This is a genomic window from Thioclava indica, assembly GCF_000714545.1.
In the GTDB taxonomy this organism is placed as follows: domain Bacteria; phylum Pseudomonadota; class Alphaproteobacteria; order Rhodobacterales; family Rhodobacteraceae; genus Thioclava; species Thioclava indica.
On sequence record NZ_AUNB01000040.1, the window covers coordinates 119,410 to 145,664 of the forward strand.

The 26,255-nt window shown below is 61.3% G+C and carries 21 protein-coding genes and 1 pseudogene; 12 read left to right on the forward strand and 10 right to left on the reverse strand.

Annotated features, from left to right (window positions below):
• Nucleotides 1-136: 136 nt before the first annotated feature.
• The 8 genes from DT23_RS12615 to DT23_RS12650 all read left to right on the forward strand — a co-directional run bounded on the left by DT23_RS12615 (nucleotide 137) and on the right by DT23_RS12650 (nucleotide 9,472).
• Nucleotides 137-1,198 (forward strand): ABC transporter ATP-binding protein, encoded by a 1,062-nt coding sequence (locus DT23_RS12615; protein ID WP_240473606.1) that lies wholly within the window; start codon nucleotides 137-139, stop codon nucleotides 1,196-1,198.
• Nucleotides 1,199-1,249: 51 nt separating this feature from the next.
• Nucleotides 1,250-2,200 carry an ABC transporter substrate-binding protein gene (locus DT23_RS12620; RefSeq protein ID WP_038131711.1) on the forward strand — a complete coding sequence of 317 codons (951 nt, stop codon included), beginning with the start codon at nucleotides 1,250-1,252 and terminating at the stop codon, nucleotides 2,198-2,200.
• Nucleotides 2,201-2,225: 25 nt separating this feature from the next.
• On the forward strand, nucleotides 2,226-3,878 hold the full coding sequence (locus tag DT23_RS12625; protein ID WP_240473607.1) for an ABC transporter permease: 1,653 nt from the start codon (nucleotides 2,226-2,228) through the stop codon (nucleotides 3,876-3,878).
• Nucleotides 3,879-4,086: 208 nt separating this feature from the next.
• Nucleotides 4,087-5,058 (forward strand): ABC transporter substrate-binding protein, encoded by a 972-nt coding sequence (locus DT23_RS12630; protein WP_038131716.1) that lies wholly within the window; start codon nucleotides 4,087-4,089, stop codon nucleotides 5,056-5,058.
• Entirely contained in the window at nucleotides 5,055-6,761 is a 1,707-nt protein-coding gene (locus tag DT23_RS12635; protein WP_038131717.1) for an ABC transporter permease, read from the forward strand. Before DT23_RS12630 ends, DT23_RS12635 begins: the two co-directional genes overlap by 4 nt.
• Nucleotides 6,749-7,825 (forward strand): ABC transporter ATP-binding protein, encoded by a 1,077-nt coding sequence (locus DT23_RS12640; RefSeq protein ID WP_038131719.1) that lies wholly within the window; start codon nucleotides 6,749-6,751, stop codon nucleotides 7,823-7,825. The genes DT23_RS12635 and DT23_RS12640 overlap by 13 nt, the downstream gene beginning before the upstream one ends.
• Nucleotides 7,818-8,903, forward strand: a complete 1,086-nt coding sequence (locus DT23_RS12645) for an MBL fold metallo-hydrolase (RefSeq protein WP_240473608.1) — start codon at nucleotides 7,818-7,820, stop codon at nucleotides 8,901-8,903. Before DT23_RS12640 ends, DT23_RS12645 begins: the two co-directional genes overlap by 8 nt.
• Nucleotides 8,900-9,472 (forward strand): histidine phosphatase family protein, encoded by a 573-nt coding sequence (locus tag DT23_RS12650; RefSeq protein WP_240473609.1) that lies wholly within the window; start codon nucleotides 8,900-8,902, stop codon nucleotides 9,470-9,472. The genes DT23_RS12645 and DT23_RS12650 overlap by 4 nt, the downstream gene beginning before the upstream one ends.
• Before the next feature lie 304 nt (nucleotides 9,473-9,776).
• Here the strand turns inward: DT23_RS12650 and DT23_RS12655 are convergent, their stop codons facing one another.
• The 4 genes from DT23_RS12655 to DT23_RS12670 are packed head-to-tail and all read right to left on the reverse strand — an operon-like array spanning nucleotide 9,777 to nucleotide 14,560.
• Complete coding sequence (locus DT23_RS12655) at nucleotides 9,777-10,904, reverse strand: acyl-CoA dehydrogenase family protein (RefSeq protein WP_038131720.1); 1,128 nt, start codon at nucleotides 10,902-10,904, stop codon at nucleotides 9,777-9,779.
• Nucleotides 10,904-12,094: an acetyl-CoA C-acyltransferase gene (locus DT23_RS12660; RefSeq protein ID WP_038131721.1), complete on the reverse strand. Its 1,191-nt coding sequence runs from the start codon at nucleotides 12,092-12,094 to the stop codon at nucleotides 10,904-10,906. The genes DT23_RS12655 and DT23_RS12660 overlap by 1 nt, the downstream gene beginning before the upstream one ends.
• A gap of 21 nt (nucleotides 12,095-12,115) precedes the next feature.
• Entirely contained in the window at nucleotides 12,116-12,883 is a 768-nt protein-coding gene (locus DT23_RS12665) for a 3-hydroxyacyl-CoA dehydrogenase (RefSeq protein ID WP_038131723.1), read from the reverse strand.
• Between the two features lie 12 nt (nucleotides 12,884-12,895).
• Entirely contained in the window at nucleotides 12,896-14,560 is a 1,665-nt protein-coding gene (locus DT23_RS12670) for an AMP-binding protein (protein WP_038131725.1), read from the reverse strand.
• 106 nt (nucleotides 14,561-14,666) lie between these two features.
• Between DT23_RS12670 and DT23_RS12675 the strand changes: the two genes are divergently transcribed.
• From DT23_RS12675 to DT23_RS12690, 4 genes are all read left to right on the forward strand, one after another.
• Nucleotides 14,667-15,698, forward strand: a complete 1,032-nt coding sequence (locus DT23_RS12675; RefSeq protein WP_240473610.1) for an AraC family transcriptional regulator — start codon at nucleotides 14,667-14,669, stop codon at nucleotides 15,696-15,698.
• A 601-nt stretch (nucleotides 15,699-16,299) separates the two neighbouring features.
• Complete coding sequence (locus DT23_RS12680) at nucleotides 16,300-16,782, forward strand: MarR family winged helix-turn-helix transcriptional regulator (protein WP_162177242.1); 483 nt, start codon at nucleotides 16,300-16,302, stop codon at nucleotides 16,780-16,782.
• On the forward strand, nucleotides 16,770-18,488 hold the full coding sequence (locus tag DT23_RS12685) for an MFS transporter (protein ID WP_240473611.1): 1,719 nt from the start codon (nucleotides 16,770-16,772) through the stop codon (nucleotides 18,486-18,488). Before DT23_RS12680 ends, DT23_RS12685 begins: the two co-directional genes overlap by 13 nt.
• Nucleotides 18,489-18,507: 19 nt before the next feature.
• The gene (locus DT23_RS12690) at nucleotides 18,508-19,587 is read left to right on the forward strand and encodes an HlyD family secretion protein (RefSeq protein ID WP_038131727.1); all 1,080 of its coding nucleotides are present in this window, start codon (nucleotides 18,508-18,510) and stop codon (nucleotides 19,585-19,587) included.
• A 680-nt stretch (nucleotides 19,588-20,267) separates the two neighbouring features.
• Here DT23_RS12690 and DT23_RS19540 read toward each other — a convergent pair.
• The 6 genes and pseudogenes from DT23_RS19540 to DT23_RS12720 form a co-directional block, all read right to left on the reverse strand.
• Nucleotides 20,268-20,393 (reverse strand): annotated as a pseudogene (locus DT23_RS19540) (transposase); the annotation flags it as partial.
• A 372-nt stretch (nucleotides 20,394-20,765) separates the two neighbouring features.
• On the reverse strand, nucleotides 20,766-22,190 hold the full coding sequence (locus DT23_RS12700) for a gamma-aminobutyraldehyde dehydrogenase (RefSeq protein ID WP_038131731.1): 1,425 nt from the start codon (nucleotides 22,188-22,190) through the stop codon (nucleotides 20,766-20,768).
• A gap of 16 nt (nucleotides 22,191-22,206) precedes the next feature.
• Nucleotides 22,207-23,016, reverse strand: coding sequence for an ABC transporter permease (locus DT23_RS12705; protein ID WP_038131732.1), 810 nt, complete (start codon nucleotides 23,014-23,016; stop codon nucleotides 22,207-22,209).
• Entirely contained in the window at nucleotides 23,006-23,959 is a 954-nt protein-coding gene (locus DT23_RS12710) for an ABC transporter permease (RefSeq protein WP_038131735.1), read from the reverse strand. Before DT23_RS12710 ends, DT23_RS12705 begins: the two co-directional genes overlap by 11 nt.
• Nucleotides 23,956-24,939: an ABC transporter ATP-binding protein gene (locus DT23_RS12715; RefSeq protein ID WP_038131737.1), complete on the reverse strand. Its 984-nt coding sequence runs from the start codon at nucleotides 24,937-24,939 to the stop codon at nucleotides 23,956-23,958. Before DT23_RS12715 ends, DT23_RS12710 begins: the two co-directional genes overlap by 4 nt.
• A gap of 66 nt (nucleotides 24,940-25,005) precedes the next feature.
• Complete coding sequence (locus DT23_RS12720) at nucleotides 25,006-26,172, reverse strand: ABC transporter substrate-binding protein (RefSeq protein ID WP_240473612.1); 1,167 nt, start codon at nucleotides 26,170-26,172, stop codon at nucleotides 25,006-25,008.
• Nucleotides 26,173-26,255 lie beyond the last annotated feature (83 nt).

The following is a 26,255-nucleotide window of genomic DNA, read 5'->3' on the forward strand; positions in this document are numbered from 1 at the left end:
GCTCACAGCTGGGGCACCATGCAAACCCAGGGGGGACGATGACGCGCGATGCCCCCCCCCCGCCGCTCTGTCACGGGCCTGTCATGTTTACGCCCTAAGGCTGCGAACAACAGGTGGGCACCGAATGAACCTTGGGGTGACGAGATTTGAGAAGGTCGCGGTTGCGACAGCCGAGCCGGCGATTGCCGTGCGCGGCCTGCATCTGTCTTACGGCACGGTGAAAATCCTGTGCGGGATCGATTTGGAACTGCCGCGCGGTCGCGCCTTAGCGTTGCTGGGGCCATCGGGCAGCGGCAAGACCACGCTGTTGCGCACCATCGCCGGGCTTGAAGCGCCCGATCACGGTGAAATCGCGCTCAACGGTCAGATCGTTGCCAACCCGCAGCGCGCGATCAAGCTGGCTCCGGAAAAGCGCGGGCTGGGCATGGTGTTTCAGGATTACGCGCTCTGGCCGCATATGAGCGTTGCACGCAATGTCGGTTTTCCGCTCGAGATGGCAGGGATGGGACGCGGAGCTCGCGAGCAGACGGTGATGAGGGCGCTTGATCGCGTCGGGCTGGGCGATGTGGCGCATCGCCGTCCCTCGGCGCTTTCGGGCGGGCAGCAACAGCGCGTGGGCATCGCGCGTGCGGTCGCTTCGGGCGCGCAGACGATCCTGTTTGACGAGCCGCTGTCCAATCTTGATCGCGAGCTGCGCGAAAGCATGGTCGATGAGATCGCACAGCTGGTGGCCGAGTTGGGCCTGTCGGCTTTATATGTCACGCATGACCATTCCGAGGCGTTCTCGCTTGCCCATGAGGTCGCGGTGCTGCGCGCGGGTCAAATCGCGCAGATTGCAACGCCTGAAGATCTGGTTGCAGCCCCTTCCGCGCCCTGGATTGCCGAGTTCCTGCGCCTTGGTGCGATCTTGCCGGTGACATCGGGACAGGCGCCCCTGCCCGGGGTAATCGCCCCGGCGGGCGCGACCCATGTGCTGCTGGCACGCCGCGCCCTGTCGGTTTGCCCGCCCGCACAAAGCCTGCTGCGCGCGCGTGTGCTGCGATGCCTTTTTCGCGGCGAGGATTTTCAACTCACCCTCGCGTTGCACGGCGGGGCCGAGATCCAGATCACCAGCCCGCAGCGTGCTAGCCCAGGTAGTGAATTGGGCCTGCATGTCGCGCAAGACGCGCTGCGATGGTTCCACGAGCCCACGACGTAAACCCTTATCCCCCTTACCCCCGAAATGTTCGATAAACATGGAGATCGACTGATGAAACCCACCCTTCGCACCGGCTTGCTTGCCCTTGCCCTTGGTATCAGCGGCGCTGCAGCCCATGCCGATATCACTGTTTACACCGCAGGGCCCGCGGGGCTGGCCAAGGCGCTTGCAGCCGATTTCACCAAGGAGAGCGGGATCAAGGTGAACCTGTTTCAGGCGACGACCGGAAAGGTCATGGCGCGTCTGAAAGCCGAGCAGGCTAACCCGCAGGCCGATATCGTGATCTCTGCCTCTTGGGCGACAGCGACGAGCTTTGCCGATCAGGGCTTGCTGCTCCCCTACACTTCGCCCAATGCCGCCACCGTGCCCGACTTCCTGAAATCGGATTCCTATGTGGCCGAGGGCGTCGCGGCGCTGGCCATTGCGTGGAACCCGAAATCAGGCACGAACAAACCGACGGATTGGGCGGATTTGGCCAAACCCGAGTATAAATCGCTCGTGACCATGCCCGATCCTGCGCAATCGGGCTCGGCGTTTGAACTGGTCGCGGGGCTGGACGCTGCGGGGCATGACGATCTGTTCCCCGCACTGGCGGCGAACGGGATGCTTGTGGCGGGGGCCAACAAGGCTGCGCTGACGCCGGTGCTGCAAGGCGCCAAGGCGGCGGTGTTCGGTGCCGTCGATTACATCGCGATGGGGGCCAAAGCGAAAGGCGAGTCTATCGATGTGGTCTTCCCGACCTCGGGCACCGTTGTTGCGCCGCGCCCGATGATGATCCTGAAATCGACCAAACAAGCCGATGAGGCCAAGAAATTCATCGACTTCGTTCTGTCGGACAAGGGTCAGGAAGACGTCGCCAAGGTCTATCTGATGCCTGCGCGCACCGATGTCGAGGCCCTGCGCCCGACAATCACCGAGCTGAAGCTTCTGCCGCAATCGAGTGATGCCTATGCCAAGCGCGGCGAGATTCTCGCCGATTTCTCGAAATCCTTCGGGCATTAAGCGCATGGCGGGCGCGAGGGCAGGCATGCCGCTACTCAGCGGACTGACAGCGGCGGCTCTTGTGGTCGTCGTGGCCCTGCCCTTCGCCTTCATCGCGCTACAGGCGATCTTTCCCGAGATCGGGGCGGGATCTTTTGTCCGCCCCTTCGCCCATCTTGGCGCAGTCCTGAAATCCGAGGATTTCGGCATCGAAACCCGCAACACGCTGATGCTGGGCGCGGGGGTGGTGCTGGCCTCGAGCGTCATCGCCGTGCCTTTGGCGGGGCTGCGCGCGCTCTATCGTCTGCCCGGAGCCTTGCTGTGGGATGTCGTGTTCCTCGTGCCCTTCATGATCCCGCCCTATATCGCGACGCTGGGCTGGATCCTGACGCTGCAACCCGCGGGCTATCTGCAACAATTAACGGGCGTCAATCTGGCGGGGTTTCTGTTCTCGTTTCCCGGCATCGTCGTCGTAATGGCGCTGCATTCGTTCCCGGTGGTTTATTTCGCCGCCTCGCGCAGTTTCGCCACGATCGGGGCGCGGTTTTCCGATGTGAGCCGGGTGTTTGGTGCGGGTCCGGGGCGGGCATTCTGGCGCATCACCCTGCCGCTGGCCACGCCCGCGCTGGCGGCAAGCCTGCTGCTGGTTTTTGCGATGTCGATCGAAGAATACGGCACGCCCGCCGTTCTTGGCGCGCGGTTCGGCTTTGACGTGCTGGTGACGGGGATCGACGGCTCGCTTTCGGACTGGCCGATCGATCTGCCCAAGGCGGCGCTGCTGTCACTGGCGTTGATTGTGCTGGCGCTGCTGGCCTTTGCGCTGCAACGCCGGATTGCCACGGCACGCGATTTCGATGTGGTGGGGGGCAAAAACCCGCGCGCGCCGACCCGCAGTCTTGGCATCTGGCAGGCGCCGGTGCTGGCGCTGTTTGGCCTTGTCGCGTTTATCTCGACGGGGTTGCCGCTGCTGGCGATCCTTGCCACCGCACTGAGCCGCACGATCTCGGGCGGGTTGGCGCCGAACAATATCGACCTGTCCCATTTCGAGGCGATTCTGAGCGATACGACCGGCGCGATGCAGGCCATGGCGAACAGCTTTTCGCTGGGGCTGATCGCGGCGCTGGTGGCGGGCGTGTTCGGCATCGCCGTCGCCTATGTCACGACGCGCGGAGCGGGCCGGGGCCAGCGTGTGATCGACGCGCTCGCGATGCTGCCCAATGCCGCCCCCGGCGTGGTGGTGGCACTGGGGCTGATCTTGCTGTGGAACCAGCCCGCCCTGCCGGTCACGCCCTATAATACGATGTGGATTTTGGTGTTGGCCTATGTTTGCATTCTGCTACCCCAGCCGGTGCGCTACACGGTGGCGGCGTTTCAACAGATCAACCCCAGCCTTGAAGCCGCAGCCCGCATCAGCGGCGCAAGCCCGATGCGCACCGCCCTGCGGATCTGGGTTCCGCTGATTGCGCCCTCGGTTCTGGCCGCGATGTTGCTGGTGTTTACGGTGGCGGCGCGCGAATTGGTGGCCTCGCTGCTAGTGGCCCCGGTGGGCACCGACACGATCGGCACCTATATCTGGCGGCAATTCGATCAGGGCTCGGTCGGGGATGGCATGGCGATGGCATTTCTGGCCATCATCGCAACGACCCTGATCCCGCTTGCGCTACTGGGCGGATTGCGGCGCTTTGAGCGAAAAGCCTAGACGGGGACGCCGGGTCGTCGCGAAGACAGTGCCGTGACATATCGCGCGATCCAAGATCTCCTCTCTGTCCCGGTTTCTGCCACAAGATTTCGGGAGAAATGCATTTTGCATTAACACTTAACAGAACTGTCACACGAACCCGTTAGGCAGCCGTGAAAAGGGCGAAGCCCCCCTTTCGAACGCAAACCGACCTATCTGGAGATAGCTGATGTCCCGTTTCCTTCTGGCCACCGTCATTGCCATGGCTCTGCCTTCGCTTGCCGGTGCCGAGACCCTGACGCTCTATACCTCGCAGCCCAATGCGGATGCGCAGCAAACCGTTGATGCCTTCACCGCAGCAAACCCCGGTATTGATGTCGAATGGGTGCGCGATGGCACGACGAAGCTGATGGCACGCGTCGCCGCCGAAATCGAGGCAGGCCAGCCACAGGCCGATGTCTTGCTGATCGCTGATACGGTCACGCTGGAGGGCATGGCGCAGGAAGGTCAGCTTGCGGCTTATGCTTCACCCGAAGAAGCCGCTTATGATCCCGCGCTTTACAGCAAGGACGGCTATTATCATTCGACCAAGCTGATCACGACCGGGATCGTCTACAATACCGGCGCGCCAAGCGTGCCGACCTCTTGGGCCGATCTGGCCAAGCCCGAGATGAAGGGGCTCGTCGCGATGCCCTCGCCGCTCTATTCCGGCGCGGCGCTGATCCATCTGGCGACCCTGACCAACACCAAGGGTCTGGGCTGGGAGTATTACGAGGCACTGGCAGCGAACAACACCCGCGCCGAGGGCGGCAATGGCGGCACGTTCAAAGCCGTCGCCTCGGGCGAAAAGCCCTACGGCGTTCTCGTCGATTTCCTCGCCCTGCGCGCGAAGGCCAAAGGCTCGCCGGTCGGCTTCGTCTTTCCCAAAGAAGGGGTTTCCTACGTCACCGAGCCAGTGGCCATCATGGCTGGCACCAAGCACATGGACGCCGCGCAGAAATTCGTCGACTTCCTGCTGAGCGAAGATGGCCAGAAACTGGTGGCCAAAATGGGCTACATCCCCGCGCGCAACGGTGTGGCAAGCCCCGAGGGCTTCCCCGCCCGCAAGGATATCAAACTGATGGATTTCGACCCCGCCAAAGCGCTAGCCGATAGCGATGCCAACAAGGCGCGATTCGCTAAGATCTTCGGCGTCCAATGAGCAAAGCCGTACCTGCAAGCGGTGGCAGCCGGTCCTTAGACCGGCTGTTGCCTTTGTTGCTGCTGCCCGTCGCCCTGATCGCGCTCGGGCCTGTGCTGCGTCTGCTGTTGGAGGGGATCGGGTTTGGCAGCGGATTCACCACGGACCATCTGACAAGCGTGCTTGCACGCCCCTCTACCGCCACCGCACTACGCCATTCGCTGATCACAGCGGGCGGCGGCACGCTGCTTTCGGTGCTGATCGGGGCGGGCTTCGCCTTTCTCGTGGCGCTGAGCGATATCCGTGGCAAGGGGGCGCTGGTGTTCTGCCTGATGATCCCGATGATGATCCCACCCCAGATCACCGCGCTGGCATGGATGCAGATGGCGGGGCCCTCCTCGACGATCCTGAAGATGCTGGGCCTGGCGCCCCCCTTGGGCAGCCCGCAGCCGCTGCATTCTGCAGGCGGCATTATCTTGCTGCTGGGGATTCAGCATGCCTCGCTGGTGTTTCTGACCTTGCGCGCGGGGCTGCGCATGATCCCCGCCGAGCTGGTCGAGGCGGCGCGGATGTCGGGTGCCGGGCCTTTGCGGGTTTGGGCGCAGACCGTTTTGCCGCTGTCGATGCCGTCGCTGATCGCAGGCGGCGCGATGGCCTTTGTCACCGCCTTGGGCAATTTCGGCATCCCCGCGATGCTGGGTATTCCGGCGGGCTACGCGACGCTGCCGACCCTGATCTATCAGCGCCTTGTCGGCATGGGGCCCTCGGTCTTGTCCGAAGTCGCCGTGCTTTCGCTGTTGATCGGAGCGGTGGCGATCTGTGGTGTTTTGCTAAGCCGCCTCGTGCTGAAGCGTCAAGGCTTCGGGCTGGTGGGCCTGTCGGGCGCACCGCTTGCGCTGTCGCTTGGGCGGGCGCGTTTGCCGGTCGAAATCGCGATGTGGGTCTTTATTTTTGCGATCCTCGCACTGCCGCTGCTTGCGCTTTTGGCGACCTCGCTGATCCCCGCCTATGGCGTGCCACTGACCTTCGATACCGCTACGTTCAACGCCTGGATCGAGGTGCTGTTCGTGCAGCCCGTCACACGGCGCGCCTATGCCAACTCGCTATTTCTCGCGATCACGGCGGCGGCGATCTTGTTGGCGATCTGCCTGCCTCTCGCGTGGCTGATGGAGCGCCGCGCCTATCGGGTGAGCAAACTTCTCGATGCGCTGATCGATCTGCCCTATGCGCTTCCGGGCGTCGTGCTGTCGATTGCCTGTATCCTGACCTTCATCAACCTGCCCTTCACCGATCTGACGCTTTACGGCACGATCTGGATCATCCTGATGGCCTATCTCGCGCGGTTCTTCGTCGTGATGTTGCGCCCGATCCAGGCCAGCATCGCCCAGCTTGATCCCGCGATGGAAGAGGCCGCAGCCAGTGTCGGCGCGCGTTTAGGGCGGCGGTTGCGCGATATCGTCCTGCCGCTTGCCGCACCCTCGGCTGCGGCTGGTGCAATCCTTGTGTTCCTGACGGCGGTGAACGAACTAACCGTCTCGGCGCTGCTGTGGTCGTCAGGGACCGAAACACTGGGCGTGGTTATCTACAATCTCGAAGACAGCGGCGAAACGGTCATGGCCTCGGCCCTGGCGATGTCGATTGTCTGTCTAATCATCGCGCTTATGGGGCTGGTGCAAGCCGGGGCGCGCCGTTTTCCGAAAGGAGTCATCCCATGGCAGAGCTGACATTTACCGACCTGTCCAAGACGTTTGGCGGCACGCCAGCGCTGGATGCAATCAACGCACAGATCGCCTCGGGCGAGTTCGTGGCGCTGCTTGGCCCCTCGGGATGTGGCAAGACCACCCTGCTGCGACTGACCGCCGGGTTTGAACATCCCAGCGCGGGCGAGATCCGGATCGGGGGCGAAACAGTCGCCGGTGCCGGGCGCTTCGTGTCGCCCGAGGATCGCGAGATCGGGATCGTATTCCAATCCTACGCGCTTTGGCCGCATAAATCGGTGTTCGACAATGTCGCCTACCCGCTTGAGGTCCGGCGCATACCCCGTGCCGCACGTCAGGCCCGTGTGGCCGAGGCGCTGTCCCTCACCGGGCTTGGCGCGTTTGCAGACCGGATGCCGTCGCAATTGTCGGGCGGGCAGCGGCAACGGGTCGCGTTGGCACGCTGCCTTGTGTTCGAACCGCGCGCGGTGTTGCTTGATGAGCCGCTCGCCAATCTCGATCTGGCGCTGCGGGCCTCGATGCAGGACGTATTCAGAATGTTTCACCGCCGCACTGGCGCGACGATGCTTTACGTCACCCATGATCAAAGCGAAGCACTAGCGCTGGCCGATCGGGTGGCGGTGATGAAGGCCGGGAAAATCCGCCAATTCGCCGCGCCCGAGATTTTGTATCGCGAGCCAGCCGATTGCTTCGTGGCAGGATTTGTCGGCGATGGCGCGGTGGTCTCTGCCCGCATAACCGGACGCGCCGATCACGCGGGCCTTATGCTGAACGTTCTGGGTCAGGATGTCGTGTCGCGCAGCGCCGACCCCGAGCCGAGCCATGTCAGCATCCGCCCCGAGTCGATCACACTGGCCGATGACGCCCCGCTGCGCGCCCGCGTGACGAGCTGCACCTATTTAGGGGGCCGTTTTCGGCTGGAGCTTGATACAGCGGGCGAGACCTTGGTGGCGTTTTCTTGCCAGCGTGCTGCAATTGGTGAAACCGTTGGCGTCAGGCTGCACGATCTCTGGGCGTTTCGCGACCCCGAGGGTGACGTCGTTTTGCAAAAAGCGCTCGCCGATGCGTGATCAGGTCTCAACAACCACCGCTTGGGTCGAAGTCCTCTCGGGGCTTGGCGAAAAAGGTCCCGCCTGCATCCGGCTCTGGACCGGGCGTGAGATTTGGGTTCTCGATATTGGTGTCGGACCCGAGGCGACCTCACCCTTTCATCCCGAATGGCTGGACGGCGCTGATCGCGTCTTCATCAGCCATGACCACATCGATCACATCGGCGGGGCAGCGCATGCAATTGCTGCGGGTCTGCCGATCCATTGCACCGCGCAAACCGCGCGCGCGCTGCCGCCGGGGGGCGATCTGGTGCTCTTGCCCGAAACGGGGCAGACGCGGGTTGATGGTGTGACGGTCACGACCGGGCGCAACGGTCATGCATTGGGCGGGGTCTGGTTTCATTTCGATCTGGGCGACGGGCTGTTCTTTTCCGGCGATTGGTCGCAGGAAAGCCACTGGTTCGCCTTTGACCCGCCGCCCCCTGCCGCAACCGCGCTGATCGACGCCTCTTACCAACTCGATGATGTTCCCCAAACCGCACGCCGCACCGCGCTGGACGACATGTTGACGCAAGCTGACGCGCGGCAATTTCTGTTCCCCGTGCCGCCATCGGGGCGTGCTGGCGAGTTGGCGCGGCATCTGATGCGCCACGGCGAGGTTTCTTTCGATGACACCTGCCGCGAGGCGATTGAGGATGGGCTGCAAAGCGAGAGCCTGTCGCCGCAATCCGTAGCGCTCGCGCCGCTTTTGACCCGCGCCTTTGACAAATCGGCCCGATTTCTGCTTTGCGATACGCCCAATGCGGATGGCGGCATGGCACAGAAAATCGTGCGCGACTGGCATAAGTCAGGTCGCCTTGGTCAAGATGCGATCGTCGTTTTCACCGGGCATATGACGGCGCATGCACGCATGATCGCAGCGCAGGGTGGACGGTTCATGCGCTGGAACGTCCACCCCCCGCTTTCGGACCAGATCGCGATGGTCCGTCATCTTGACGCGCGGCGCGCAGCCCCGTTATTTTGCGCCCAGCCCGAGCAATACCTGCTTGAGCCACGCTTCCCAGCCGATATCCTGCTCAATGAGAGATGCCCTCTGTGATCCTCCAGCGCCTCCCCTTCATCGTGATCCGCCACGGCGAGACGGATGCGAACCGCGACGGATGGATCGCGGGGCGGATCGAGGCGCAGCTGACGCAGGCGGGGTATGCCGCCGCGCAAGACTTGGCGCGATGGCAGTGGCCCGCCGAAATCGCGCTGTTCGTCAGCCCCCAGCAACGTGCGCGCCAAACGGCGCAACTGGCCTTTCCAAACCGTCAGTTCGTCACACTGGACGGGCTATGCGAACGCGATTGGGGCGTGTTTGAAGGCCGTCCCCTGGCGCAAGCCCCGCCACGCGAAACGACCCCCGAGGCGGGCGAGGCTTGGGCCGATATGATCGCACGTGTCGCCGCCGCGATCACGCAGGCTCAAGAGATGGCGGCAGGCGCACACCCCGTTCTGGTCGCGCATTCTGGCGTCATTCGCGCCGCGCGCCATCTCACCTGCGGTTCCGCACACGGGCCATCCCCCGTCAATACCACGCCATACTTATTCGCGCCTCACGCTGATAGCTGGCGCGAAACGCTATTGCGCGGCACCGAGGCGCGCCCCCCGGACGACCTTAGCTAGCCTCAATGAAGTAATGCGACAGGAAACCGCTGAGCAGCGTGGTCCGCTTGCGCGACCCGTCCGACAGAACCTTCGCAACAAGGCATCGGTCGTTATCGTAGAGAACCGACAGCGGGACACGGCCAAAGAAAGCAAAAATGACGAAACAAATTGCTCTGACATTTTCGCGTCTCAGAAGAGAGACTTCAGAGCCCAACAAGGCATTCACAGGCAAAGATGGATCTTGACACAGGTTGCGTAGGCAGATGCGCGCTCTAGCGCACGCATCTGCTTTTTCTGGTTCATGGTGTGCCTCGCGACATGCTCAAAGTCCGCGCGCGATGACAATGCGTTGAACGTCACTGGTTCCTTCATAGATCTGGCACACGCGCACATCGCGATAAATCCGCTCGACGGGATAATCAGCCAGATAGCCGTAACCGCCATGGATCTGGATTGCCGCCGAACAGACCGCTTCGGCCATTTCGGATGCAAACAGCTTGGCCATCGATGCTTCGGTCAGGCAGGGCTTGCCTGCTTCGCGAAGGGCCGCTGCGTGCAGCACCATGTGGCGCGCAGCCGCGATCTTGGTGGCCATGTCGGCAAGGCGAAAAGCGACGGCCTGATGCTCGATGATTGGTTTGCCGAAGGTGATACGTTCGCCCGCATAGGCATGAGCCGCGTCAAAGGCTGCGCGCGCCAAGCCGACCGATTGCGCCGCGATCCCGATGCGTCCGCCTTCAAGATTGGCGAGCGCGATCTTGTAGCCTTCGCCTTCTTCGCCCAGCCGGTTTTCGACGGGCACGCGCATTCCGTCAAAGACCAATGCGCAGGTGTCGGAACTGTGCTGGCCTAGTTTATGCTCGACCGTGACGACCTGATAGCCGGGGGTGTCGGTGGGCACTATGAAGGCGGAAATTCCCTTCTTGCCCGCCGCTGGATCTGTCACGGCAAAGACGATGATCACATCGCCATTCTTCCCTGAGGTGATGAACTGCTTGGCCCCGTCGATCACATAATGATCGCCGTCACGGCGCGCGCGTGACTTCAGCGCAGATGCATCCGATCCCGCCTGCGGCTCTGTCAGGGCAAAACCACCGATCCACTCGCCACTCGCCAGTTTTGGCAAGAAGCGACGTTTCTGCTCGTCGGTGCCAAAGCGCAGGATTGGAGCGCAGCCGACCGAGCTATGCACGCTCATGATGGTCGAGCACGCGCCATCTCCTGCCGCGATTTCCTCAAGCGCAAGCGCATAGCCCGTGATGCCGATGTCGGACCCGCCATACTCTTCGGGCACCAACATTCCGAGAAAGCCCAGCTCGCCCATCTCGGTAAGTTGTTCGCGTGGGAAGGCATGGTCCCGGTCGCGCTGTGCTGCACCGGGCGCAAGGCGGCCTTGGGCGAAATCATGTGCCGCGTCGCGGATCTGTTCGTGCGTTTCGTCCAACAGCATTATGCAATCCTCTCGATGGCAATCGCGGTCGCTTCACCTCCGCCGATACACAGAGATGCAACGCCACGATTCACGCCGCGATCCTCCATCGCGGCCAGTAGCGTCACCATCACCCGCGCACCCGATGCGCCAATCGGGTGGCCCAGCGCGCAGGCCCCGCCATTCACGTTCACCTTGTCATGGGGCAGATCCAGATCGCGCATCGCGGCCATTGCGACGACGGCAAAGGCTTCGTTCACCTCGAACAGATCAACATCGGCCAGATCCCAACCGGTCTTGGCCGAAAGTTTGCGCATCGCGCCAATGGGGGCCGTCGCGAACAAGGCTGGTTTATCGGCATAGGTCGCATGGCCGACGATCCGCGCGCGCGGCGTCAGGCCCAGAGCCTCGGCTTTGGAGGCGCGCATCAGCACCAGCGCCGCCGCCCCGTCCGAGATTGAGGAACTGTTGGCCGCTGTCACCGTGCCATCCTTGCGAAATGCAGGCTTGAGTTGCGGGATTTTTTCGGGACGGGCATTGCCCGGCTGTTCGTCGGTATCCACGATGGTCTCACCGCGCCGGTTTTTTACTGTCACCGGCGTGATCTCGGCCTTGAACCGGCCTTCGGTAATCGCGGCCTGTGCGCGTTCGAGGGAGCTGATCGCATAGGCATCCTGTGCTTCGCGGGCGAACTGATAGGTTTGTGCGCAATCCTCGGCAAAGGTGCCCATCAGGCGGCCCTTGTCATAGGCATCTTCCAGCCCGTCGAGAAACATGTGGTCCATCACCTGCCCATGACCGAGCCGTGCCCCGCCGCGCATCTTAGGCAGCAAATACGGCGCGTTGGTCATGCTCTCCATCCCGCCAGCCACGATGATCTCGGCGCTTTGAGCGATTAACAGATCATGCGCCAGCATCGCCGCTTTCATGCCCGAGCCGCACATCTTGTTAACCGTTGTGGCACCAGAGCCAAGCGGCAAACCCGCCCCCAACGCAGCCTGACGCGCGGGGGCCTGTCCCTGCCCAGCAGGCAGAACGCAGCCCATGATGATTTCTTCGATCAACTCGGGCGCAACACCGGCATCTTTGAGCGCGCCCTGAATGGCAGTCGCGCCCAGATCGGATGCGTTCACCTCGGACAGGACGCCCTGAAACCCACCCATCGGGGTGCGCGCAGCGCCAACGATTACGATCGGATCTTGATCACTCATCTTAACTCTCCCGCAATACGTTTACTTCGCCGCCATACGCAGCGCGCCATCAAGGCGGATAACCTCACCATTGAGCATCTGATTGCGCAGAATTTCAGCCACGAGCGAGGCATATTCCGCCGGATTACCCAGACGCGACGGAAACGGAACCGATGCCCCGAGACTGTCCTGCACATCTTGTGGCAGCCCCGCCATCATCGGCGTGCCAAAGATGCCCGGAGCGATGGTCACGACGCGGATGCCATACCGCGCAAGTTCGCGCGCGGCGGGCAGGGTCAGCGCAGCAACGCCCCCCTTGGAGGCCGCATAGGCCGCCTGTCCGATTTGCCCGTCCTGCGCCGCGATTGAGGCGGTATTGATGATCACGCCGCGTTCACCCGTCGCGTCGGGCTCCTGTTTGACAATCGCATCAGCGGCAAGACGCAGCATGTTGAACGTGCCGATCAGGTTGATCGAAATCGCACGGGCGAAACTCTCAAGCTTGTGGGGCCCCTCGCGCCCGACTATCTTTTCGCCCGGCGCGATGCCGGCGCAATTGACCAGCCCGTCGATCCGCCCAAAGGTATCAAGCGCCGTCGCAATTGCGCGCTGCCCTTCGGCGTCGCTCGTAACGTCAGTCTGCACGAAACGCGCATTCGCCCCCAGTGCGTCCGCCTTGGCCGCTCCGGCCTCGGCATTCACATCAAGCAGAACGGCCTTGCCACTCGCGCCGACGATCATTTCGGCAACCGCCGCACCCAAGCCCGATCCGCCGCCAGTGACGAGGAAAACTTTGTCTTCGATTTGCATTTCCGTTCCTTCTCAGACTGTATCGAGTTTAGCGATTTCCGCGCGACGCAGCAGAAAACGCTGGATTTTACCGCTTGGGGTCTTGGGCAGTTCGCTTACGAAATCTATGGCGCGCGGGTAGGCATGGGCCGAAAGGCGCGTCTTAACATGCAGCCGCAATTCCTCGGCCAGCGCATCGCTGCCCTGCACATCTTTGTTCAGGATAACAAAGGCTTTTACGATTTCGGTCCGCTCGGGGTCGGGCACGCCGACCACCGCAGTTTCCATCACTGCGGGATGTTCGAGAAGCGCACTTTCCACGTCGAACGGGCCGATCCGATACCCCGAAGAGGTGATAACGTCATCGGCACGCCCCACGAAGCTGAGCGATCCATCGGCGGCAAACTCCACGCTGTCGCCGGTGCGATAATAGCCGCCCCCAATCTCGGGCGTGGGTTTTCCGTGATAGCCGGTGAACCACAAAAGCGGAGAGCGGGCGATATCGACAGCCAGATCTCCGGGCTGGTTGGTCGGTAATTCGTTCCCCTCGGGATCCAGCACCGCGACCCGATAGCCCGGCATAGCGAAACCGGCGGAACCGGGCCGCACCGGATGCTCCAACCCGTGATGGTTATTGACCACCATGCCCAGTTCCGTCTGACCATAATGGTCGTGAATCGGCACTGCCAGATGCTCCTCGAACCAGCGGATCACCTCGGGGTTCAGCGGCTCGCCCGCGCTGCTGACGGCGCGCAGCTTGCCCTTGACGCGGGCGGCGGCCTCGGGGCCAGCGGCGATCAGAAGTCGAAACGCGGTGGGCGATCCTGCGAGGTTCGTCACCCCTAACTTTTCGATCAGATCGTAGGTCGTCTCGGCACTGAACCCGCCCTCGTAAAAGGTCGTGCCACGGCCCAAGGCCAGAGGCCCCGTCACGGCATAATAAAGCCCATAGGCCCAACCGGGATCGGCAATATTCCAGAACGTGTCGTCTTCGCGCAACTCCACTGCGTCGCGCATATAGATGGCAAAGGACATTAGCGCGCGCAACGGCACCGGCACGCCCTTCGGGGCACCGGTCGTGCCCGATGTGGACATCATCAGCATGAGGTCGGAGCCATGCCGCATGACCGGTGTGAAGTCGGGTTTCGCGGCAGCCATCGCGGCGCGCAGATCGATATCACCGGACGGCAGATCGGCGTCGCGGGCGCGCACGAGCGCCACTTGCGGCGCATTGGGCACCGAGTCGAGCTTGGCGCGATTGGCGCTGTCGGTCACGACGAGGCGGGCACGGCTGGTGGTCAGGCGCTGCTCGATTGCCTTGGGGCCGAACGCGGTGAACAGCGGTTGATAGGCAGCGCCTACGCGCCACGCGCCCAAAACCGTTGCCATCAGTTCGGGCGTGCGTGTGAGCAGCCCGGAAACCACATCGCCCGGCTGCACGCCAGCCTCCGAGAATACATTGGCAGCACGCGCCGCCATCGCCTGCAGATCGGCAAAACTGTAGGTTTCGATTCGCCCGTCGGCAGCGATCCAGGTCAGTGCGGTGCGTCCGCTCGCCACATGTCTATCGCAGCATTCAACGCAGGCATTCAGTCCCGTCTCGAGATCGCTGCTAAGCAAGCTTTTGGCGTTTTCGAGGGAAAACTGGGCCATCGCCTCGGCATAGCCGGGCCGACCCGCGGTCACGGGTGTTGTCATGAAAATCTCCTCCCTTGGCGGCGGGGCATGATCGGGCCAAGCCACTGTTAGGCGGAAAGTGTATCTATTCCGGCATTGCAAACAATGACATTTGAGGTCTAAATTGATGACCGATTTTACCATATCCTTGGAGTGGATCATCAAACGCCGCACAATCCTGCCCGGTTTCGTCGAGGACGCGCTGTCGTGTCTGCGCGCTCAAGGCTTTGCCTCAGGCGACCTTTTGGCTGCGGCGGGACTACCTGATCCGGTGACATATCCAGTTACCAGTGACGAGTATGGACGGCTCTGGACGGTGATGGCGGCGGTAGCCGAAGATGAGCTTTTCGGCCTCGCTGCACGCCCGATGCGCCCGGGAAGTTTTACCCTGATGTGCCACGCCGTGCTGCATGCCCCGAATCTGGAGCGTGCCCTGCGCCGCGCTTTGCGGTTTCTCAACTTAGTGCTCGAAGATCCGCGCGGGGAGTTACGGGTCGAGAACGGCGAGGCACAGATTTTCTTGCACGATGCCCGGCAGCCGCGTGTGGCCTTTGCCTATCGCACCTATTGGCTGATCCTGATGGGGCTGGCCTGCTGGCTGGTTGGGTGTCAAATCCCGCTGCGACAGGTCGATATCGCCTGTCCCGCGCCCAAGAATCGCGTTGATTACCGACAGTTCTTCGGGGCACCCGTGCGTTTCGATGCGCCCGCTCATAAGCTCACTTTCGACGCAAGCTATTTGCCTCTGAGGGTGAACCGGTCGGAACAGGCATTGAAGGAATTTTTGCGCGGGGCACCGGCAAATATCCTTGTGCGTCATCGCCATGATGTGGGTCTGGGCGCGACGGTGCGCGATCAGCTTCGAGACTGCCCGCCCCCGCTATGGCCCAGCTTTGATGTGCTGGCGGTAAGGCTGGAACTGAGCCCTGCCACCCTGCGTCGCCGCCTGCGACGTGAGGGGCAAAGCTTTGCCGCAATCAAGGACGAATTGCGCTACCAACGCGCTCAGGAACTGCTGGCAGGCGATCTGAGCGTGGCCGATATCGCGGGGGAGCTGGGTTATAGCGAACCCAGCGCTTTTCATCGTGCCTTTCTGAAATGGACCGGCCAACAACCCGGCGCGTTTCGTTTGGCACTGCGCGCTGGACACGAGGACTAGCCGCCCGCGTAATCCAAGCCGTCACGCGGACAGGATCTTTAACTTGGAATCAGTAGGGCGACCTTCCCCGAGGCCTCTGATGCAATCGACGTGTGCGCATAATGCTGCGCCAGTTCGTTGACTTGCTGGACAATGTAGTGACGTGGAACCGGAACCCGGAGCGCTTGCTCGCCATTTGCACGGTTCCCCAACCGTCGCTTGAGACCGTGTTCTCTTGGACCAGTGCCTTGAGCTGAGCCACAAGCGCCAGCCCGTCCTTCAAGCGCCACGGATACTTAACGGTCGGCACCGCTGTAGCTGGCGACAAGAGCCTCGCCCCACCCGCGGCAGATATCGAAACGCTGCTTGACGGTGGCAGTGGACCGAGAATTTACACGGCGGCTGATATCGCCACCGAGAAAGCCAATGCGCCGCCAAACCGGTCGCGCCAGCGTTGGAGGACGCGCCGGTTAGCTCCACATCGGATGGGCTAACCTTTCGCCCTTGTCGTGCCTTTGCATTTTCGCACGCCTCCCTGTGCGCCCGTTCAGGTAGCATGCGCTAACGGGTGTGTTATGTAATTCGCAAGATAAAGATTAGCTTGCTAATGAAATGGGCGCCGATGAAACCGCACAGCCAGACACCGCAGGACCCGTCCGAGATGGAGCAACGCCGCGAGCTGACCCGCGTTATGTTGCGACTGGTGCGTGGGATGCGCGCGATCTTTAACACGCAAGCTCAAGAAATGGGGCTGACCTATGCGCGCGCCCATATGATTTTGGCCGTTTCACGCGCCGAAGGGCTTAGTCAAACCTGCTTGGCGGAGGTTCTCGATATCGAGACGCCGTCCCTCAACCGCACACTTGATGGACTGGAAAAACTGGGCTTCCTAGAGCGCCGCCCGGACCCCAATGACAAACGCGTGCGACAGGTCTTTCTGACCGATCATGCGCGCGAGAATGCAGACCAGATCGAGTCCTTCACCAATGATTTGCGCGCCCGCGTTTATCACGGCATCGACGCGCAGGCATTGGACGCGGCCTTGAACGTGCTGCATGCGATGGATAAAAACCTTGATGAGATGCGCCATCCATGTCCGAAATGACGCGCATATCGCCCCCCAGTCCAGACCCGGAGCTTCGCGCGCGCGCGGCAGTGCCCGTACTGCCCGTTCTGCCCGATGCGGCCCAAATCGAACCTGCCGCGTCTGAACCTACCCAGCCTGCGCAGCCTTCCGCAGAGGCGCCCGTGCCATTGGGAAAGGCGACGCTTTATATGGCAGCAGCGTCGATCATTGCGCTGTCGCAATCCATTAGTATGGGCTTTGTGTCGGCAAATATACCCCAGCTTGCGGGCGACATCCACGCGACCACATTGCAGGCGACCTGGGTGATGGCTGCGTTTTATGCGCCGCGCGCCTCGATGCCGCTGATGTTGATCAAGATCCGCAATCAGTTTGGTTTGCGCCCTTTTGCGGAGCTTGGCATTCTCGCGTTCGTCTTCGCCTCGATCCTCAATCTTTACGTCGATGATCTGCATTCCGCGGTGGTCGTCAGCTTTATCAGTGGCTGCGCGGCGGCCCCGCTGTCGAGCCTCGCCTTCCTGTATATGATGGAGCACGTCCCGCAGAAATATCGCCTCTCGCTTAGCCTTTCGGGCGCGCTGACGATGATCATGTTGGGGAGATCGCTGGCACGGGTACTCTTGCCAACGCTGACCAATTCATTCGGTTGGGTGGGCGTAAGCGAGATGCAACTGGGGATGGCCATGCTGTCCTTGGCGCTGGTCTATCTGTTGCCGCTGACGCCACGCCCGTTGGAAAAAGTGCTGGCACCACTGGATTTCGTCAGCTTCTTTTTGCTGGCTGCGGGCTTTGGCGGAGTGACCGTTTCGTTTCTATTCGGCCCCTATGATTACTGGACGCAGACGCCATGGCTTGGGGCTTTGCTGGCGGTTGCTGTGGCCTGTATCGCAACGGCTGTGGCCATCGAACTCAACCGCAAGGATCCGCTGATTGATATGGCGTGGGTATTGAGCCCGCCGATCTTGCATCTCTCGGCCACGCTGTTGATTTTTCGCATCGCGCTATCTGAGCAAACCGCCGGTGTCGTCGGCATGTTTCGCGCGCTGGGACTTGTTCCTGCACAAGAGCAGATGCTGTTCGCGATTATCACCGGATCCATGCTGCTGGGCGGTGTGGTTTGTGCGATCTGGAACAAGGCAGAACGCGCGCCGCTGTTTCACGCCATCGCGCTGATCCTGATCGCAAGCGGCGCATGGATGGATTCGTCTTCGACCATTCTGACACGACCCGAGCAGATGTATGTCAGCCAGGCAATGATCGGCTTCGCGAGCCTGCTGTTCCTGCCCCCGGCCATGGCGCAGGGGCTGATGGCGGCGTTTGCGAAAGGGCCAAACTATCTGCTGAGTTTCGTGATCGTGTTTCTGGCCACGCAATCGCTAGGTGGCATTATCGGGTCGGGGCTGTTCCGCTCGCTTCTGGTGCGCTTTAGCGCGCTGCATAGCGCCGATCTGTCCGCCCAGATCGCGCCGGGAAACGCACAGCTAAGTGGCACGCTGAACGCGCTGGCCGCGCAATATGGCACCACCATCACCGATAGCGCCATGCGTTCGGCAGGGGCGATATCGCAGGTCGCAAGCTCAGTGTCGCTGCAAGCTACGGTGCTGGCCTATGACGATATGTTCCGCCTGATCGCGTGGCTCTCAATCGCGGCGCTGGCCGCGCTTCTTCTTCATCTTGGTTGGCGCCGAGGCTACGCCCGTTGGGGCGCGCCCGCGAGAACCGCTTAACCGACGGAACGAGGTTTCGATGTCACTTTCCAAACGCCATATCTCTACGATTATCATCTTGCTCATCGGTATCGCGGGCGCGTTCATGGTGCTTTACGCATGGCGCTTGCCACCCTTTCGATCCGATGTAGCGTGGACCGATAACGCCTATCTGCATGGCCGTGTCACAACGCTGTCTTCGCAGGTGTCGTCACTGGTCAGCGAGGTTCCGGTAAGCGATTTCCAAAAGGTCAAAAAGGGCGATGTGTTGGTGCGATTTGACGACCGTTCGCTTAAAGCCGCAGTCGCGCAGGCCCAAGCCGCGCTGGAAGCCAGCAAAGCCGCGCAAACCAATGGCGCGCAGGCGGTGGCCTCGGCCAAAGCCTTGCTGGATGCGAAAAACGCCGCGCTTGTTTCGGCGCAGGCCAGCCTGAGCACGGCGAAGGCCGCATGGGCACGCGCCAGCAAGCTGAATGAAAAAAGCTATATGTCGCAATCGGATACCGACAAAGCCAAGCTTTCCCTCGAACAGGCCAAGGCCAATGTTCTAGAGGCCAAAAGCGCGATTGAGGTCGCCACGCAAGCCCTGCAAACGGCAAAGTTGAACCGCCAGTCGCTGGCTGCAAATGTAGATGCCGCGCAAGCCGCCCTTGAAGCGACACAGGTTGCGCTGGATCATGCCGTGGTGCGCGCGCCCGAAGATGGCACTTTGGGGCAGATCGGGGTGCGCGTAGGACAATATGTTTCGGCGGGGTCGTCGCTAATGGCACTTGTGCCGCCCGATCTGTGGTTGATTGCGAATTACAAGGAAACCGATCTGGACGGGATGCAAACGGGTGACGCTGTGAACTTTACGGTCGATGCTTTCAAGAACAAGCGTTTCAGCGGGCACATCGCGCGTTTCTCACCTGCCACGGCCGCGCAGTTCAGCCTGCTGGCCGGTTCGAACGCTACGGGAAACTTCACCAAGGTCGCCCAACGCGTCCCGGTGCGTATCTCCATTGACCCCGGACAAGCGATTTCCGAAGATCTAGAGCCGGGTCTGTCGGTCGAAGTATGGGTGAACAAGGCAAAACCGCCGATGAAAACCGCGGCTGCTGCAAGTCACTCTGGAGCCTAATGAGGAGGAGCATTTCCCCGAGCTAAGGGAGAAACCTTTGAAACTGGACGTGCTGATTAAAGAGGCGAATGCCCCCCCTTTCCGCGCGGCTAAACGCTTTCTACACCTGCATTGGACCAAAATATGCGGCGTTGAGTACTCGTTTTTCAATCACGGCATGAGGCCTCTCCGTGTTGTGAAATCCGATCCAATTGTCGATGACGTGCTTGGCCTATAAGCCGCCCTGCAAGTCGTGAAGATTGTCGACCGCGTTTCCCAAATGGCCTAGCGGTCGGGGTCTTCAACTTGTAACCAATAGGGCGCCTGAGCAAACCGACACCAAGAAGGGCAACTACAAAGCCGTTGATCTTTCCGAGCATGCTAGCCAATGCTGTGATTAACTGCGTGTTATTGCGTTGACGTGTTGGCCTTCACAGCAGCCACTCCACCGGCAGCAACCCAAACTGTTCAAGTCGCGGCTGCGGCGAACGGTAAGTCTGGACTCTAGCATATCCGGAATGAACGACCAGTTTGGCGAAACGACTGCATCGTTTTCGTTCCGGTGTGTAGCTCATGTCAGGCGGCGATCTTTTCGAAAGCCACGGGTGATTTCCAACCGATGGCCGAATGCCGTCGGCGTGGGTTGTAAAAGCCGTTGATGTATTCCGCTGCACGGCAGAAGGATCGTGCGAGGACGGACGTATCCATTTGCCCAAGCTCGAAAGGCCGATCCCCAGATCCGACGCGACTTGGCGACGCGTCAGCCCGCTGCTTGTCGCGATCCGAATTGCTTCGCGTTCGAAATCGTCACTGTGTTTGGCTGCCATTTCCGGTCTCCTCTATGGCGAGCATTGCTCGCAGGAAACCGGAACAAAAGTGAAGCAGGTCCACGACTGACCTCCTGCGTCCACGGGTAGCCCATCAGAGCGCATGCGGCGAGAACCGCCGCGTGCCACCGTTTCAAACCAAGACGGATCTCGCGCGTCATCCCGGCCCGCCAGTGCGGGTCTGTGATGTTGGCCAAGTCGCGCGGGCTGGAGAGAAATCCGTCCTAGATCAGCACAGAGCGCATATCAGCGTTTAGCCGCCTTAGCCGATCGCTAAAATGTTGCGAAGAAGCGCCCCTTTCCAGCCATCGAAATGCACACGTCGGTTTGCTCTAACTCATTGACGGCCATCACTCGTGCATCATGCCGCGCTTAATGGGCAACCATCACGTGCCTGACGACCGAGTAATCCTCCAAAGCGTAGGATGACATGTCCTTACCATATCCCGATTGTTTCATGCCGCCGTGCGGCATCTCGTTAGTCAGCATGAAATGGGTGTTCACCCAAGTGCAGCCATATTGTAGCCTCGCCGCAACCTGCATTCCCTTGGACACGTCCTTGGTCCAGACAGACGAGGCGAGGCCATAATCGCTGTCATTGGCCCATTTGATTGCATCGTCGGGATCGTCGAACCGCGTGACGGAGACGACGGGGCCAAAGACCTCGCGCCGCACGATCTCATCGGTCTGAAGCGCGCCCGCAACCACGGTAGGCTTGTAGTAGAATCCCCGCCCCTTGGGTCGTTCGCCCCCCGTAGTGATCTCAATATGATTGGCCTCGCGCGCACGCGCGACAAAACTCGCCACCCGGTCGCTCTGGCGCTGCGAAATGAGCGGCCCGATCTCGTTAAGGCTGTCATCCTCGTGACCATAAGAGATCTGAGCGACGGCATCCGTCAGACCCGCGACGAACTTGTCATACACATCGCCCTGCACATAGACGCGGCAGGCGGCGGTGCAGTCTTGCCCGGCATTGTAGAAACTGAAGGCGCGCAGCCCTTCGATGGTGGCCTCGAGATCAGCATCGTTGAACACGATGACCGGAGCCTTGCCGCCCAGTTCAAGATGCGTACGCTTGATCGTCTTGTTGGCGGCTTCCAAAATCTTGCGCCCCGTCGCGATATCGCCGGTGACCGAAATCATCGCCACTTTCGGATGGTTGATCAGCGCCGAACCCACCGTTTCGCCCCGCCCCAGAATGATGTTCACAACGCCTTCGGGCAGCACCTCGGCAAAGATCTTTGCCATGGCCAAAGCGGTCAGCGGAGTCTGCTCGGACGGTTTGAACACCACCGTATTGCCCGCCCCAATCGCAGGCGCGATCTTCCAGGCCATCATCATCAGCGGATAGTTCCACGGCGCGATCGAGGCGACGATGCCGATCGGATCGCGCCGGACCATCGACGTATGCCCTTCAAGATACTCCCCCGCCACTGGCCCGGTCATGCAACGCACCGCGCCCGCGAAAAACCGAAAGCAATCCACGATGGCGGGCAGTTCATCCCCCAACGCGAGCGGGCCGGGTTTGCCGCAGTTGAGCGCCTCCAACGCTGCAAGGTTCTCCGCCTCCGCCTCGATCCGGTCCGCGATCTTGAGCAGATAGCCCGAACGTTCGGCAGGCGTGGTGCGCGACCAAGCCGTGAAAGCCTTCTCGGCCGCGTCCACCGCCTCTTCGACCTGCGCAAGAGACGCTTCGGGCAGCGTGGTAATGATCTCGCCGGTGCGCGGGTTGAGGATGCTTTCCTCAGTCTCGGTGCCAGAAACGAGCTTTGCTCCGATCAGCATTTGCGTGTCCATTGGGATCTCCCTGCTTTTATTTATCTGAACCGGCGGTGTGTTCGCCGTCTTTTGTGAGGTAATAGGCCGCGAGGATTGGAAGGACTGTCACAAGGACCACCGCCATCGCGACCACATTGGTCACGGGGCGCTGGCGTGGGCGGACGAGTTCTTCGAGCATCCAGATCGGCAGAGTGGTTTGATTGCCGGCGGTGAAAGTGGTGACGATGACCTCATCAAAGCTGAGGGCAAACGCCAGCATCCCGCCCGCCAGCAAGGCGGTTGCGATATTGGGCAGGATCACGAGGCGGAAGGTCTGCACCCCGTCCGCACCCAGATCCATGGCGGCATCAATCAGCGCCCCCGACGTGCGCCGGAACCGCGCCACGGCATTGTTGTAGACAATCACGATGCAGAAGGTCGCGTGGCCCAAGACGATGGTCCAGGTGCTGAACGGAATATCCAAAAGCGAAAAGGCCGAGCGCAGCGAAATCCCGGTGATGATCCCCGGCAAGGCGATGGGCAGGATCACCAGAAGCGAAATCGTCTCGCGTCCGAAGAACTTGGAACGTGCCACGGCGGCGGCAGTCAACGTACCAAGGATCAGCGCCAGAATGGTCGAGATCGCGGCCACCTTTACCGAAAGGGCCATGGCCTCCCAGACATCGGCGCGCCCAAGGGTGACGCCGATCCATTTCAGCGTGTAACCGGGCGGCGGCCATTGAAAGCTCTTCTCCTCGGTCGAGAAGGCGTAGAGGAAAATCAACGCGATGGGGGCGAGCAGGAAAAAGAGCCCCCCAAATGCGGCCAGCTTGAGAGCCAACGGAGATCGGTTGTCAGAGTGCATCAAACGCTCCCATCTTGCGCGCGCCCCAAAGGTAGATGCCCATGATGACGATCGGCACCACAGTGAAGGCCGCAGCAAGCGGGATGTTCCCGGCCGTGCCTTGCTGGGTATAGACTGCCTGCCCGATAAACAGGCGCGAATTGCCCACGATTTGGGGCACGATGTAGTCGCCCAGCGTCAGCGAAAAGGTGAAGATCGAGCCCGCCACCACTCCCGGCAGCGCAAGGGGCAGCAACACCATACGAAAGTTCTGCCTTGGCGTTGCGCCAAGATCGGAGGCGGCCTCGGTGAGATCCTTGGAGACCCGTTCCAACGCGGCCTGCACGGGAATGATCATGTAGGGCAGCCAGATATAGAGAAACACGAGGAAAGTGCCGATATAGCTGACCGACAAGGAGTTTCCGCCGATCACGGGCAGTGACAGAAACCCGTCCAGCAGCCAAGTCAGATGCAGCTTGGCGAAGATCCAGTTCAGGATGCCTTCCTTGGCAAGCACGAGTTTCCAGGCGTAGACCTTGACCAGATAGCTTGACCAGAGCGGCAGCATGACGCCGACATAAAACAGCGCCTTCCATTTGCCCTTCGCATAACGGGCGGCAAAATAGGCGATGGGAAAGGCCAGGATCGCAGCGGCGATGGTGACAGATGCGGCCATCGCCACGGTGCGCAGGATGATGTCGAGATTGTAGGGCCGCAGCAGCTCGCCATAGGTTTTCAGCGTGAACTCATGAACCACGACGCCCGAAAACTCGTCGATAGAAAAGAAGCTCTGGATCAGCAGGGCGATGAGCGCGCCGATATAGACGATCCCCAGCCACAGCGTGATCGGCAGCACCAACAGAAAGACGAACATGCGGGGGTGGCGGATAATCCAGTCCACCGCACGCGCCAGCGGCCCGGAGCGCGGGGCGAAAAGCGCCGCATTTGAGCTAAGATCGCTCATGCTTCTCGCTCCATCAGATGCACCCGCGCAGGGTCCCAGGAAATCCGTGCCGCCTCGCCCACGTCAGGGGTATCTTCGCGCGCCGGGATCAGGGCCGTCAGGCTTTGCCCCGCAAGATCAAGCGAAAGCTTGGTCACCCGGCCATGAAAGAACCGCCCCGTAACCGTCGCCTCTCGGCCAGCAGGATCAAGCACCACATCCTCGGGGCGCAGCGAGGCCCACTGCCCCGCTCTCCCCACGCCCGCAAGATCGGCGGGAAGCACATTGGAGGAGCCGACGAAATCGGCCACAAATCGCGTATTGGGGCAGCGGTAGATGTCTTCGGAGGTGCCGATTTGCTGGATTTTTCCCTCCGCGAAGACGGCCACACGGTCGGCCATCGACAGGGCCTCGTCCTGATCGTGGGTGACGAACACAAAGGTCAGCCCCAGCGCACGCTGCAACTTGCGCAGTTCTTCCTGCATCTGCTCGCGCAGCTTCAGATCGAGCGCGCCCAAAGGCTCGTCCAGCAACACCACGCGCGGCTTGTTGATCAGCGCGCGCGCCAGCGCGACACGCTGACGTTGACCGCCAGACAATTCTCCGGCGCGGCGGTGGCCATAGCCGCCCAGCTCGACAAGCTCCAAGGCCTCTTCGGCGGCACGGTGCCGCTCGGCCTTGCCCACGCCCTTGACCCGCAACCCGAAGGCCACGTTTTCGCGCACGTTCATATGCGGAAACAGCGCGTAGTTCTGAAACACGGTATTCACGTTGCGCAGATAGGGCGGCACGCCCTCAGCACGTTCACCGAAAATCGCGATATGCCCGGCGGTCGGTTGTTCGAACCCCGCGATCAAGCGTAGGCAGGTCGTCTTGCCCGAACCGGACGGGCCGAGCATGGCGAAGAATTCTCCATCGCGGATCGAAAGATCGACCGCGTCCACGGCTTTTACGGGTCCGAAATGGCGCGAAACGCCTTGGAAGGTCACGGCATCAGTCATCTTTGGTCTTTCGGGGGGAATGCGCCCGGACCCGAAAAGGGGTCGGATCCGGGCGGTTTGTAGCGATCAGCGGCCGCCGATCACACCGATGTAGTCGGACACCCAGCGGTAGTAGGGCACACAGTTGTCCTGACCGTCACAGTTCGACACCGGAGTTTGCCAGAACTTGATCCTGTCGAAATCGTCGAGACCGTTCTCGGAACAGCCTGCAGCGGTTTGCATCCCCGATCCGTCCGTGCAAGCCTCGGGCACGGAAGGCACGGCGCCAAACCATACCGAAAGGTCGGATTGCAGGTTCGAATTCAGCGAATGCTCCATGAACATGTAGGCGCAATTCGGGTGCGCCGCTTCGGAATGGAGCATCAGCGTATCGGCCCAACCCGTTGCGCCCTCTTCGGGAATCACGGACGCGACCGGCAAGCCGTCGGCTTTCAGCAGATTGACCATGAAGGGCCATGAAGACGAGGCCACCATGCCCTCGTTCTTGAAATCGTCGATCTGGATGAAGGCGTCATGCCAATAGCGCGACACCAGCGTGCGTTGGACGCGCAAAAGATCAAGCGCGGCGGCGTATTGGTCTTCGTTCAACGCATAGGGGCTGGTGATACCTAGCTCGGGCTTGTGAGCCATCAGATACATCGCAGCATCCGCGATATAGATCGGCCCGTCATAGGCCTGCACGCGCCCCTTGTTGCTTTCGCCATCCGGGAGAGCCATCTCCTCGAACACCACGTTCCAGCTTTTGGGCGCCTCGCCAAACACCTCGGTGTTATACATCAGCACGTTCGGACCCCACATGAAGGGCGTGCCGTAATGCGTGCCCTTGACGGTGTGCCACGGGGCGTCCTTCAGGCGATCATCGACGCGCGACCAGCTTGGGATCAGATCGATATTGACCGGCTGCACACGAGCGCCTGCAATCAGGCGTAGGGAGGCGTCACCCGATGCAGTCACCAGATCGAAGCCCCCTTCGTTCATCAGCGCGACCATTTCGTCCGAGGTGTTGGCGGTCTTGATCTCGACCTTGCAGCTTGTCGCCTCTTCGAACTTGGTGACCCAGTCGAAGGCCGGATCGGTTTCGCCGCGCTCGATATAACCCGGCCATGCGACGATGGAGACGCTGCCCTCCCCCGCGCCCAGTTCGTTCAGCATATCGGCGGCCTGCAGCGGAAGCGTAGTGGCTGCGGTGAGAGCAAGGCCGGATACGCAGCCTTTGAAAATCTGTTTCATCATGACTTTTCCTGTTGCAACGAGAGTTGGAACTCTCTTGCACACGAGCCTGTGAAACTCCGTGAGCTTTCACAAATTCAATTCTC